The organism is Limnobaculum zhutongyuii, assembly GCF_004295645.1.
Lineage (GTDB): Bacteria > Pseudomonadota > Gammaproteobacteria > Enterobacterales > Enterobacteriaceae > Limnobaculum > Limnobaculum zhutongyuii.
Genome location: NZ_CP034752.1, coordinates 1983132 through 1996687, shown reverse-complemented (window position 1 = coordinate 1996687; position 13556 = coordinate 1983132). Strand labels below are relative to the sequence as shown.

At 47.7% G+C, this 13556-nt stretch carries 8 protein-coding genes; all 8 read right to left on the bottom strand.

Features of this window, described 5'->3' with window-relative positions; genetic code table 11:
- Positions 1 to 23: 23 nt before the first annotated feature.
- Positions 24 to 1388: a prephenate-dependent tRNA uridine(34) hydroxylase TrhP gene (trhP, locus tag EKN56_RS08750; protein ID WP_130591422.1), complete on the bottom strand. Its 1365-nt coding sequence runs from the start codon at positions 1386 to 1388 to the stop codon at positions 24 to 26.
- A 186-nt stretch (positions 1389 to 1574) separates the two neighbouring features.
- Positions 1575 to 2414, bottom strand: coding sequence for a hypothetical protein (locus EKN56_RS08745; protein WP_130591421.1), 840 nt, complete (start codon positions 2412 to 2414; stop codon positions 1575 to 1577).
- 63 nt (positions 2415 to 2477) lie between these two features.
- Complete coding sequence (gene baeR / locus EKN56_RS08740) at positions 2478 to 3185, bottom strand: envelope stress response regulator BaeR (protein ID WP_130591420.1); 708 nt, start codon at positions 3183 to 3185, stop codon at positions 2478 to 2480.
- A gap of 2 nt (positions 3186 to 3187) precedes the next feature.
- Positions 3188 to 4591 (bottom strand): envelope stress sensor histidine kinase BaeS, encoded by a 1404-nt coding sequence (gene baeS, locus EKN56_RS08735; RefSeq protein ID WP_130591419.1) that lies wholly within the window; start codon positions 4589 to 4591, stop codon positions 3188 to 3190.
- 16 nt (positions 4592 to 4607) lie between these two features.
- Positions 4608 to 6032 (bottom strand): multidrug transporter subunit MdtD, encoded by a 1425-nt coding sequence (gene mdtD / locus EKN56_RS08730; protein ID WP_130591418.1) that lies wholly within the window; start codon positions 6030 to 6032, stop codon positions 4608 to 4610.
- A gap of 44 nt (positions 6033 to 6076) precedes the next feature.
- On the bottom strand, positions 6077 to 9178 hold the full coding sequence (gene mdtC, locus EKN56_RS08725; protein ID WP_130591417.1) for a multidrug efflux RND transporter permease subunit MdtC: 3102 nt from the start codon (positions 9176 to 9178) through the stop codon (positions 6077 to 6079).
- 1 nt (position 9179) lies between these two features.
- Positions 9180 to 12329 carry an MdtB/MuxB family multidrug efflux RND transporter permease subunit gene (locus tag EKN56_RS08720; RefSeq protein ID WP_130591416.1) on the bottom strand — a complete coding sequence of 1050 codons (3150 nt, stop codon included), beginning with the start codon at positions 12327 to 12329 and terminating at the stop codon, positions 9180 to 9182.
- Positions 12326 to 13549 (bottom strand): MdtA/MuxA family multidrug efflux RND transporter periplasmic adaptor subunit, encoded by a 1224-nt coding sequence (locus tag EKN56_RS08715; protein ID WP_130591415.1) that lies wholly within the window; start codon positions 13547 to 13549, stop codon positions 12326 to 12328. The genes EKN56_RS08720 and EKN56_RS08715 overlap by 4 nt, the downstream gene beginning before the upstream one ends.
- Positions 13550 to 13556 lie beyond the last annotated feature (7 nt).

Here is a 13556-nt window from a genome sequence, read left to right as displayed (position 1 = left end):
TCGCAAGTGGAAAAAAAAGATTTTTATGCACTATGCGGATTTCTGGTACTGTTGTTTCCGGCTAAATTACGCATCAGCAAAGCGTATTCCAGATTTACATCTTCCGGAACCGGCAGATAAACCACGTGCCCGTTACCTGGGGCTACTTCAGTAGGTTGACCTTTGCTGGTTTCCATTGCTTCAATGGTGAAATGAATATTGCCCAGCGGGGTCATCATCTCTACGCTATCACCAACGGAAAATTTATTTTTTACATCAACAGCCGCTAAACCATTACGACGTTCACCGGTAAACTCACCAACAAACTGTTGGCTGTCAGAAATAGAATAGCCATAGTCATAATTTTGATGTTCATCATGTACATGACGACGCAGGAAACCTTCGGTATATCCGCGGTGGGCCAATGATTCCAGCGTTGTCATCAATGACTCATCAAAGGGTTTACCGGCAACGGCATCATCAATAGCCCGGCGATAAACCTGAGCGGTTCGTGCACAGTAATAAAATGATTTGGTACGGCCTTCAATTTTTAATGAATGAACACCCAACTGGGTTAAACGCTCTACATGTTGAACGGCACGTAGATCCTTAGAGTTCATAATATAAGTACCGTGTTCATCTTCAAAAGCACTCATATATTCGCCCGGACGCAGCGCTTCTTCAATCATAAACACTTTATCGGTAGGGGCACCGGCACCTAAGGTTGGCTCAACGTTTTTTACCGGAATAGGCTCATGAATATGCACAATATTACCGGTGTCATCTTCTTTGCCTTCTTCTACTTTGTATTCCCAGCGGCAAGCGTTAGTACAGGTGCCCTGATTAGGATCGCGTTTATTGATATAGCCAGAGAGCAGGCAACGACCAGAATAAGCCATGCATAAGGCGCCATGCACAAAGGTTTCCAGTTCAATATCAGGCACCTGCTGGCGAATTTCTTCAATCTCTTCCAGTGACAGCTCACGGGAAAGGATAACTCTGGTCAAACCCATCTGTTTCCAGAATTTTACCGTTGCCCAGTTAACGGCGTTAGCCTGTACGGAAAGATGAATATCAATATCAGGAAATGCTTCACGCACCATCATAATCAGGCCGGGGTCGGACATGATTAATGCATCCGGCCCCATTTCTACCACAGGTGCTAAATCGCGAATAAAGGTTTTTAGTTTGGAGTTATGTGGAGCAATGTTAACCACCACATAAAACTTCTTGCCAAGGGCATGAGCTTCATTAATGCCTAATGCCAGATTCTGGTGATTGAATTCGTTGTTACGTACCCGCAGGCTGTAACGAGGCTGACCGGCATAAACTGCATCTGCGCCATAAGCAAAGGCGTAACGCATATTTTTAAGCGTACCGGCCGGAGAAAGTAATTCCGGTTTAAACATGTTGTTGGTCTCTTAATCTGATCACAAGTCAGAGCCGCACCTTAAAGGTACGGCTTTGGGAAAATCCCAGGGCCGGAATTGTAGACCTGGTTGAGAGGAATGGCAACGGCAGGTATGTAACAAGTGAAGCGATATATGCCATATCACTTTTACAACCGGAATATTGATTGATGCTAAATTAACTCATTACCAGTATGTATAAGTTGATCGTAATACTGTTGTTCTGTCTACAACATAGGTCGGAAACAGCTCCAGCTCCTTGCTGATAGATTTCGTGCAATCATTGTGTTCATTCCATTCCAGACAGTCAGTTTTTTTACTGCCAAGATAGTAGGGGGAAACGGTAATTTCTATCATTCCACTGGCACGTTGCTGCTCGTCATACAGGTAACTGATGCTCATCGTCGGGCTGATTAAGGAAAAAGGTTTGTTGTCCGGCTGATAGAAGAAACGATATTCACCATTTACTGACTCATCGCTGCCGCTTAACAGGCTATAAGCCATACGAAATTTATCATCGGTTTTATAGATGCCGTTGGTAATGCCGGTTTCTGCTTTTTTCTCATCGCTACCGGAAATGTAATTATCCGTTGAGCTGACAATCAGCCCTTTATCATTTGTCTGATAATCAATCGCGCCTTCTCTGGCATAAAACAGCTTATTCATACCAAAAAGTGTGACATTGTAACTATTGCGCCAACCCTGTTGATTCTTACTGATGTCATAGCTGGAATCAATTCGAAAGCGTAGTTCATTGCGGGTCATTAACGCATACATATCGGTCAACTGACCGCAGCGGTCGTAATTAAATTTGTAGTAAAAGGCGGAGCGGGTGTTATCGCTTTCAGTGACGGTTTCTACTTCTCGCGCGTGATTAAACTCAGGCATGCTTAACAGCGCCAGATGATTATTAACAATAATATCTTTGTTTACCGTGCAGTTTTCAAGGGCATCTGCATGGGCGGTAGAGACCAACAATGCTGGAATAATCAGAACCAAAAGGGAACTTTTAATAACTAAACTCATTAACCTGACAACTCCTGTTGTGTTATTCCATTGCTGCTTAGAAAGGTATGAATACCTGTTTTGTTACTCTTCCCAACGGTAGCCTAATCCATATACCGAACGGATAAAGACTTTTTCTGGCGCTAAGGTTTCCAGTTTACGGCGTAAATTCTTGATATGACTGTCTACAGTACGGTCAGTTACTACACGATAATCATCGTAGAGATTATCCAACAGTGATTCCCGCGTCAGCACCTGGCCTGAATGGGACGACAGGGTTTTAAGCAAACGAAATTCGGCGGCGGTTAAATCAAGGCTGGTATTGTTATAACGAACCTGAAACTGTGATTCGTCTAACTGTAATCCCAACTCCAGTGAAGGTAACTCTCTGGCGGGTAGATAACAGCGTCTTAAAATGGTTTTAACCCGAGCCACGACTTCACGAGGACTATAGGGCTTGCAGATATAGTCATCAGCGCCAATTTCCAGTCCGGACAGACGGTCTATTTCTTCAGTTTTTGCGGTAACCATCACTACAGGGACATCAGAAAACGTACGGATCTCGCGACACAGCGTGATGCCATCAACACCCGGCAGCATCAAATCTAACAGGATCAGCGAAGGTGAGTATTGTTTCACCCAACTAATCACTTCCTGCCCCTGGGTAATTAAATGCGTGCGATATCCTGCCGCCTGAAGATAATCAATTAATAACTGACCCAGTTTTGGCTCATCTTCTACAATCAATACGGGTGGCAAGTCATCGCCGGGCAATAGAACACTTTCTGTCATAGTTATGAGGATACCGTTTCTGTTACCAGCGGTAAGAGTAACTTAATTTCCAGTCCGCCTAAAGCAGAATGGCTGGCACTAATTTCTCCGCCGTGAGCATCAACAATATTCCAGCAGATGGACAGGCCGAGTCCTGAGCCGCCGCTGGCGCGATTGCGTGAAACTTCAGTACGATAAAAGCGTTCAAAAATTTGACTCAGTTGTTCGTCGGTAACGCCGGGAGCAGAGTCCTGCCAGTGTAACAGTATTGATTGTTTAGTTAGCATTGCGGAAATGTGTAGCCGTCCCTGAGTGCTATCACTGGTGGCATCGGTATAACGCAGGCTGTTTTCTAATAGATTGTGAAATAACTGCGACAAACGGTCTGGATCGCCAAATACGACGGCGCTTTGCGGTAATTCTGTCTCGATGGCTAACCCTTTATGACTGAAGCGGCTGTGATAGGCAGCAATCGCCTGTTCCAGCAAGGCTATCAGATTGAGATCGCTCTTCTTGTAGGTTAATGCCCCTAAATCGGACAACGAAAGCTGATGTAAATCATTCACTAATTTAGTCAGAGAGCGCACTTCAGCCTGCAGTGAATGTAGTGAGGTTGGGGTTAACTGACGTACGCCATCTTCCAGCGCCTCTAATTCGCCCTGCAACACGGCTAAGGGGGTACGTAATTCATGAGAAACATCAGCGATAAATGCCCGCCGCATACGCTCGTTTTTTTCCAGCGTGTTGGCCAGTTGGTTAAAGTCATTAGCCAGAATCCCCAGTTCATCTTTACTGGTAATTGGAACCCGGGCAGAAAAGTCACCGGCTGCCAGTTGATGGGTTCCGGTAACAAGGCGTTTTACCCGGGATAACAGACTGCGGGAAACCAGCAGTGTAGTCACAGCCGCTAGCAGGGTTGAAAGGGCAATGAGCATCCAACTGGTGCGATTCTGTTGTTTAGCAAAGTTGATGTCGGCGCTGCGGGTAAGCTTTTCGCTGGGCATACCAACAATCCAGCCAATGGTTTGCCCATCTAAGGTAATGGCTTTGCGGGTAGCATGGCGCGGGACCGGATGAGAGGAGCCAGCCAGCATATGGTTTTCAGTATCGAAGATCCAGAAAGGGACGCGCCATCCCTGAGGCGGTAGCGCCGGTTCGTTACTTTCATCGTCGCTTTGCTCTACCGTTCGCAGAAACTGATAAATGATTTTTTCGTTGCGTTGGAGGAATTGCCAGTTTCCTTCATGACGATAGCGTTCTGCCAGCGCATTACCCAGTAAACTTAAGCGCTGCTCGTTGCTGGAGCGAATATAGTCGGTAAAACCACGTTCAAAACTCAGGCGAACGCCCCAGTGCATGGTAATCAGTACCAGCATGCAGGTGGCTAAAATAGCAAAGAATAGTTTTCCGGTGATCCCCATTTTCATTAGATTTTGGTTTCCGTTAGTTATCGGATTTATCCCGGCTCTTTCCGGAACCTAATAAGACGTTTTTGGCACTGTCTTTAGGAACCCGGGCAAAAATCGCCGTCGGAATTAACATAATTAAACCAATGCACAGATAGGTATATAGGAATGCCTGTTGAACCTCAGGGCTACCAACGGCCACGTGATGCATTGAGAAGACCCCCAGTAAAATCCCGGCGGTACTGACACCCAGACTCATGGACAGCTGCATAACCATCGATAACAGGCTGTTGCCGCTACTGGCAAACTCATCGGGCAGATCTTTTAGCGTCAGGGTATTCATGGTGGAAAAACGCACAGCATTCGTTACACCGAGCATAAATAGCAGGAATGGAATGACAATATACCACCCCAGCATGCCTGCCAGCGGAATCATTAACGTAATGACCGGTAAGGCTAAAGTAGCAATACTCAGAACAACCCGATAACCATAACGGTTAACAATTTGTACCACCAGACGTTTAATGCTCATGCTACCGATGATCATCGGAATCATCATTAAACCCGCATGAAATGGGGAGAAGCCTAAGCCGATTTGTAAGAATAGCGGGGTCATAAACGGCAACATTCCACTGCCGATACGGGCGAATAAACTGCCGGTCAGTCCCAAAGAAAAGGTTGGGATTTTAAACATCGCTAAATTGAACAACGGCGCTTTTGCCCGACGGGCGTGAAGCCAGTAAAGCCCGAGTGAGGCAACGCCGCTGGCACACAGCAAGAGGATGGTTGCTGGAGCCAGCCCTAAACCTGAATGTCCATCCAACGAAAGGGTAATGGTGGCCATACCAATCGCCAGCAAAATAAAGCCCACCACATCAAAGGGACGAGGTGGCATCTTGTAGTTAGGCATAATCATCAGGGTTGCCAGTACACCAATGATACCCACCGGAATATTGATCAGAAAAATCCAGTGCCAGCTGGCGTATTCCACTAAAAAACCACCCAGCGCAGGCCCCATTAATGGACCAACCTGACCGGGTAAGGTGACAAAGGTCATCGCTGCCATATACTGTTCGCGTGGGACAATTTTCATGACGGTTAACCGACCCACGGGCACCATCATCGCCCCGCCAATCCCTTGAATCACGCGGGCACGCACCAACTCCTGTAAGCTTTCTGACTGAGCGCAAAGCAGAGAGCCTAAAGTGAAAAGCACAATGGCGGACAGAAACACGGGTTTAACGCCGATGCGATCTGCTAACCAGCCGCTGGCGGGGAGTCCTACGGCAACCGTAAGAATATAGGCAACAATCACTGACTGCATCTGTAGCGGACTTTCATTCAGGCTAACGGCCATAGAGGGTAAAGCCGTATTCAAAATGGTGGTGTCCAGCGACTGCATAAAGAAACCCAGGGCCACAATCCACAGTTGCCAACGCACATTAGCGGTACTATTTTTCATTTTGTGTTGGCTCCTCCGGCCAGACTAATGTGGTTAGTTGATGATCAGTGACTGTTTGTCCCGGTGACCAGCGTTGACGTTGGTGACGAACGACGATTCTTATACCAAAGCCTTAAACGGTCAAAGTAGAGGTAAATCACCGGGGTAGTATACAGTGTCAATAGTTGGCTCATTACCAGTCCGCCAACAATAGTGATACCCAGAGGCTGACGTAACTCTGCACCATCTCCGCTGCCCAGCACCAGTGGAACGGCCCCAAAGATAGCCGCCAGAGTGGTCATCATTATTGGCCTGAAACGCAGTAAACAGGCCTGAAATATGGCTTCACGAGGCGTCATGTTACCTTGTCTTTCTGCGGTGAGCGCAAAATCCACCATCATGATGGCATTCTTCTTCACCAAACCAATTAACAACATCACACCGATCAGGGCTATCAGACTAAATGGCGTATCAAACAGCTCTAAAGCCAGTATAGCGCCAACCCCGGCAGAAGGCAGAGTAGACAAAATGGTCAGTGGATGAATATAGCTTTCATACAACACACCCAACACAATATAGACAGTGACGATAGCCGCAATAATCAGGAAAATCTGCGATTGCAACATTTCCTGAAATACCTGAGCCGTACCGGCAAACGATCCTCTTACCGTATTGGGAACCCCTAAAGCCGTCATGGTTCGTTCAATGGCTGCCGTCGCTTCTGAGAGCGAGTAGCCATCTGCCAGATTAAATGAAACGGTAGAGGCAGCGGAAAGTCCCTGATGGTTAACGGATAACGGCGCATTTGCCGGCACCCATTGGGCAAAGTAAGAGAGTGGAATAGGTTTGCCATCCTGATTGATGACAAACATTTTATCCAGAGCGCTTTGGTCTTGGGCAAATTCGGGAGCGACTTCCATCACGACTTTGTACTGGTTCAGCGGTTGATAGATGGTAGAAATCTGCCGTTGTCCAAATGCATTATTCAGCAGGGCGTTGGCAGCAGAAACGTCAATCCCCAGTCGCGACATGGTTTCACGGTTATAGGTGATGGCAATTTCGGCCCCTTTATCCTGTTGGTCAGAGTTAACGTCCGCCAGTTCAGGCAGCGTAGCAAATGCTGTCCGTATCTTTGGCTCCCATTCGCGCAGGGTGCTCAGGTCATCAGATAACAAAGCATACTGATAACCGGCGTTAGACTGACGGCCTCCGGCTCTGACATCCTGTACTGCCATCAGAAACAGACTGGCTCCCGGCTCCTGAGAGAGCTTACCTCTCAGACGGCTGATTACTTGTTGAGCGGTGTCTTTACGCTCAGAGAGCGGTTTTAGTGAGATAAACATGGAGCCGCTATTGGTGCGGGAACCACCGGTAAAACCAGTTACGTTATCCACATCCCGATCGCTACTGACGATTTTCATCAGCACTTCCATCTTCTTTTTCATTGCCTGAAAAGAGATGCTTTGGTCAGCCTGAACAAACCCCATCAATCGACCGGTATCCTGTTCCGGGAAGAAGGTCTTGGGTACATTCATATACAGCCAAACGTTGAGTACAATGGTGCTAAGAAAGACCATCAACACTAATCGGGAGTGGTCCAGTGTCCAGCTTAGGGTTCGGGCATAGCCCTGTTGTAACGCGAGAATGATGCGACCAAATCCTTGTGATGAACGTGGTCGTTCCTGTTTTCTGGCGCGCAACAAGCGGGCGCACATCATTGGCGTTAGGGTAAGGGAAACCACCAGCGAAATCCCAATAGCTACCGATAGCGAAATAGCAAATTCACTGAATAAACGTCCGGGTAAGCCACTCATAAACAACAGGGGAATAAAAACCGCCACCAGAGAAAGGCTCATAGAAAGGACAGTAAAACCAACTTCACCGACGCCTTTCAGTGCTGCCTCAAAAGGTTTAAGCCCGGCTTCAATATGGCGGGCAATGTTCTCCAGTACCACAATGGCGTCATCCACCACAAAGCCAGTGGCGATAGTTAAGGCCATTAGTGACAGGTTATTCAGGCTAAAACCAAGCAGATACATGGCAGCACAGGTACCAATCAGCGAAACCGGTACGGCAACCGCCGGGATCAGTGTGGCACGGCCAGAGCGCAGAAACAGAAATACCACCAGAATCACCAGCGCAATGGCAATGACTAATGCGCGTTCAACTTCAACCAAAGAGGCTCGGATAGTCGGTGAACGATCCTGAGCAATGGCCAGATTTATTGAGGCAGGAATATAAGACTGCAGTTCAGGCATCTCGGCGCGAATGCGATCGACGGTATCGATAATGTTGGCATCTGCGGAACGTCGAATCATGATCAAAATAGCCGGAACGCCGTTGGCCATACCCGCGTTACGAATATCCTGTACCGAATCGGTGATGGTGGCTACATCCTGTAGCCTGACCGCCGACTGATTATTGTAATGAATAATGATCGGTTTATATTGGTCAGCGGTTTTAATCTCATCATTGGTTTGAACCTGCCAGTTTTGGTCATCCGCCTTAAGAAAACCCTGTGGTTTTCGAACGTTAACCTGGCTAATGGCAGTTTTGACATCATCTAACGAAACGCCCTGATTAAATAACGCCTGAGGGTTAAGCTGCACCCTTACTGCGGGCAGAGAACTACCGCCAACCGAAACATCACCCACTCCCTCTAACTGAGAGATCTTCTGTGCCAATTGGGTCGACGCATAGTCGTACAGCTCACCCTGACTATAAACATCGGAAGTTAAGGTCAGAATCATAATCGGCGCATCGGAAGGGTTAGCTTTTCGATAGGTTGGTCTTGAAGGCATACCGCTGGGCAGTAAATTATGTGCTGCGTTGATAGCCGCCTGTACGTCACGCGCTGCACCATTGATATCCCGGTCCATATCAAACTGCAAAATAATGCGGGTACTGCCCAATGAACTGGTTGAGGTCATCTCATTAACACCAGCAATGGCGCCCAGCGAACGCTCCAGCGGGGTAGCAATCGACGATGCCATGGTCTCTGGTGATGCCCCCGGTAGTGATGCACTAACAGAAATCACCGGGAAATCGATTTTCGGCAGGGGGGATACCGGCAACAATCTGAAACCAAGAATACCGCTGAGGATAATGCCCAATGTCAGCAAAATGGTTGCTACCGGACGATTAATAAACAGCGCATAAAACTTCATATTACACACCATCCTGAGAAGTTTCAGTTGGCTGAGTGATAAGCGGTTTATGACTGCTTAAACGGTCAAACATCAGGTAGATAACCGGAGTGGTAAACAGGGTGAGTACCTGACTGACTAACAGGCCGCCAACCATACAGATCCCCAACGGATGGCGCAGTTCAGCACCAATACCGGTGCTGAGCATCAGCGGTAAGGCACCAAGTAAGGCTGCCATGGTGGTCATCAGAATAGGGCGAAAACGCAGTAAACAGGCCTGATAAATGGCGTCATAAGGCGTTTTTCCCTGTTCACGCTCTGCCGCTAAAGCAAAGTCGATCATCATGATGGCGTTCTTTTTCACGATACCAATAAGCAGGATGATGCCGATAATGGCTATGATATCCAGCTCCTGGCCGGAAAGCATCAGCGCCAGTAAGGCGCCAACGCCAGCGCTGGGTAAAGTAGAAAGGATGGTGACCGGATGAATAAAGCTCTCATACAGTACGCCAAGCACAATATACATGGTGACGATGGCCGCCAGAATTAACCACAGTGTACTACTCAATGAGGCCTGAAATGCCAGCGTTGCGCCCTGAAACTGGGTGGTAATATCGGTTGGGAAATTCAGATCCTGTTCAGCCTGAGTGATGGCTTTCGTTGCCTCACCCAGCGAGACACCAGCCGGTAAGTTAAACGAAACCGTAGCCGAAGGAAATTGAGCGATACGGTTAACTGACAGCGGTCCAAGTCGTTGCTCAATGGTGGCAATATTGGTTAAGCGAATTGACTGACCGTTGCCGTTTTTCAGATAGATATCGTCAAAAGCATCTAGTACCCGTTGTTGATCAACCTGTTGTTCCAGTACCACCCGATACTGGTTGGCCTGAGTATAGATAGTAGAGATTAGTCGCTGACCAAAAGCGTTATACAACGCATTATCAATACTGCTCATATTGATACCTAAACGGCTGGCTTCATCACGGTTAACATTCACATAGGCTACCAATCCCTGATCTTGCCAGTCGCTGCTGACATCAGTGAGTTCCGGCAATTGTTTCAGACGATCCAGTAATTTAGGGACCCATAAAGTGAGTTGGTCCAATGACATGGTTTGCAATGTGAACTGATACTGGGTAAGGCTTACCCGATCTTCAATGGTTAAGTCCTGTACTGGTTGCAGATAGAGCGTAATTCCCGGAACGGCTTGTACGCTATGCTGGAGGCGTTCAATAATTTTTGGTGCCCGATCATCACGTTGACTTAATGGCTTGAGATTAATTTGCAGTCGTCCATTGTTCAGGGTGGCATTACTGCCATCAATACCAATAAATGAAGAGACGCTTTCTATCGCCGGGTCTTGTAGCAGAATTTTGGTTACGGCCTGCTGGCGCTCCGACATGGCTGAAAATGAGATGGATTGTGGCGCTACCAGCGTTCCTTGAATCAGACCATTATCCTGTAGCGGAAAGAAGCCTTTGGGAATAAACAGATAGAGTAATACGGTAAGGCCCAGTGTGCCTATCGCTACTGCCAGAGTGGTCCACTGATGTTTTAATACCACGGTCAGATAGCGACCGTAACCTGCGATAACCCGTTCAAAAAAACGTTCACAAGCCAGAGAGAAACGGTTTTGTTTACGCAGAGACTCATGATTCAGCAGGCGGGCACACATCATTGGCGTAAGCGTCAGAGAAACCACACCAGAAATCAGAATGGCAATTGTCAGTGTCAGGGCAAACTCATGGAACAGGCGACCAACCACATCGCCCATAAACAGCAGAGGAATTAATACTGCCACCAAAGAGATGGTTAACGAGATAATGGTGAAGCCAATTTCTCCTGCGCCTTTCAGTGCTGCATTTAGCGGTTTTTCTCCCTGTTCGATATAACGGGAAATGTTTTCAATCACCACAATAGCGTCATCCACCACGAAACCGGCGGCAATAATCATCGCCATTAACGTCAGGTTATTGATAGAAAACCCGAGAAAATACATGGCGGCAAAGGTGCCGATTAATGACAGAGGTACCGCTACGCTGGGAATAATGGTTGCAGGAACATTACGCAGGAAAAGGTAGATCACCATTACCACCAGTATTACCGCCAGCAGTAGCTCAAACTGTACATCGTTAATTGAGGTACGAATGGTGACGGTACGATCGGTGAGTATTTGAACTTTTACCGAAGCCGGCAGGCTTTCGGTTAGTTGGGGTAATACATCACGGATCTCATCGGCGGTGGTAATAACATTAGCACCGGGCTGACGTTGAATATTTAAAATAATCGCCTGTTTTTGATTGGCCCAGGCGGCTAATTGAGTATTTTCTGCACCTTCTTCAATATTCGCAATATCCTGCAAGCGAACCGGTGCGCCATCTTTATAGAACACAATCAACTGGCGATAGTCTTGTAACGACTTCATCTGATCGTTTGCCGATAAAGTGGCGGAGCGCGTTGGGCCGTCAAGGTTACCTTTAGCCGTATTGACGTTAGCGCCAGTAATCGCCGTGCGTACTGTTTCACTATCCAGACCATAAGCGGCAACGGCCTGAGGATTGAGGATAACCCGTACCGCCGGACGTTCGCCACCGGATAAGCTAACCAGACCAACCCCAGAAACCTGAGAAATCTTCTGCGCCACACGGGTTTCTATCATATCCCGCACCTGACTCATGGGTAAGCCATCCGATGTAACGGCCAGCGTCAGAATAGGGGCATCAGCAGGGTTGACCTTACTGTAAATGGGCGGGTAGGGTAAATCGTTTGGCAGCAGGTTAGTTGCGGCATTAATTGCTGCCTGAACTTCCTGCTCAGCGACATCCAAATCCAGATCGAGCTGAAACTGTAAGGTAATAACCGAAGCGCCACCAGAGCTTTGAGAGGACATCTGCTTCAGACCAGACATCTGCCCTAATTGCTGTTCCAGCGGTGCTGTAATAGCCGAGGTGGTTACGTCCGGACTGGCCCCTGGATAGAGGGTGACCACCTGAATAGTGGGGTAGTCGACTTCAGGTAGCGCAGAGACCGGCAGCGATTTATAACCCAGAATCCCCGCTAACAGCAGGGCAATCATGAGCAGCGTTGTTGCTACCGGACGCAGGATAAACTGGCGGGATGGACCTCCGCCTGAAATTATCTTGTCAGAGCCGTGTTCAGGATGCTCACTCATTTTGCATCCTGTGGTTGACGTGGAGTTTTAGCGGTGGAGGTTGACAGTGATTGTGGGGTTACCACTTCAACCTGCATATCCTGTTTCAGGCGATCAACGCCATCGGTTACCACTCGTTGCCCGGATTCTACGCCCTGGCTTACAACGACACTCTCACCACTGCGTAATCCGACCGTGACGGGTTGTTTGCTGACTTTGTTTTGGTCATTAATCATCCAGACAAAGTTTTCATTATTACCGGTTTGAATGGCAGCCGCAGGGATAACAATGGCGTTATCCAGCGTATCAACCTTAATTTTTGCGTTAACAAACTGATTTGGAAACAGTTGATTATCCTGATTGGTAAAACGCGCTTTTAATTTAATGGTGCCAGTAGCGGTATCAATTTGGTTATCCAGACTGAGTAAATTACCCGTTGTTATCAGCTGTTTATTCCCCCGATCCCAGGCTTCTACCGACAGGCTTTTGCCCTGATTGTAGGCGGGCAAGATAGCGCTCAGCTCAGTTTCCGGTAAAGCAAACAGCACATCAATGGGATGGGTTTGAGTAATAACCACCAGACCAGTACTGTCGCCGCTGGAAACATAGTTGCCCACATCAACCAGCTTCAGACCAACCCGACCAGAAATGGGGGCAGTGACTTTACTGTAGGTCAGTTGCAGATTAGCACTGTCAACGGCACCTTGTGCCGCTTTTAAACTGCCTTCGCTTTGCTTAACCAGTGCTTGCTGCGTATCTAACTGCTGTTGTGAAACCATATTGGTTTTAATTAGTTTTTGATAACGAACTAAATCACGTTTGGCATTACTCAGGGTGGCTTGCATATTCAGCAACTGACCTTCTGCCTGAGTTAACTGTACCTGATAAGGGCGAGGATCGATTTCAACCAGCAGATCGCCAGCATTCACTTCCTGACCTTCGGTAAAGTGTATTGCCATAATTTGGCCATCTACCCGATTGCGTACCGTCACCGTATTGGCGGCGGTAACCGTTCCCAGACCACTAAGATAGCGAGGAATGTTCTGCACATTCGCCGTGGCAACTTGTACTGGTGGTAGCGGCATATTACGTCGCCCACCATTGCCAGATTGGGATGATTTCGTTGCACCCGGTGCCTGTTCGGTATTGCTGTTATGCCAAAATAGCCAGGTTCCGATAGCAATAATAGCGGTAGCGATGAGCGGCAGTGGGCGTAATAAACGCTTAAATTGCAGTGTCATAGTTAGA

Coding starts and splice junctions, on each gene's coding strand:
- trhP (WP_130591422.1), bottom strand. CDS start 1,388: ATGTTTAAACCGGAATTACTTTCTCCGGCCGGTACGCTTAAAAATATG.
- EKN56_RS08745 (WP_130591421.1), bottom strand. CDS start 2,414: ATGAGTTTAGTTATTAAAAGTTCCCTTTTGGTTCTGATTATTCCAGCA.
- baeR (WP_130591420.1), bottom strand. CDS start 3,185: ATGACAGAAAGTGTTCTATTGCCCGGCGATGACTTGCCACCCGTATTG.
- baeS (WP_130591419.1), bottom strand. CDS start 4,591: ATGAAAATGGGGATCACCGGAAAACTATTCTTTGCTATTTTAGCCACC.
- mdtD (WP_130591418.1), bottom strand. CDS start 6,032: ATGAAAAATAGTACCGCTAATGTGCGTTGGCAACTGTGGATTGTGGCC.
- mdtC (WP_130591417.1), bottom strand. CDS start 9,178: ATGAAGTTTTATGCGCTGTTTATTAATCGTCCGGTAGCAACCATTTTG.
- EKN56_RS08720 (WP_130591416.1), bottom strand. CDS start 12,329: ATGAGTGAGCATCCTGAACACGGCTCTGACAAGATAATTTCAGGCGGA.
- EKN56_RS08715 (WP_130591415.1), bottom strand. CDS start 13,549: ATGACACTGCAATTTAAGCGTTTATTACGCCCACTGCCGCTCATCGCT.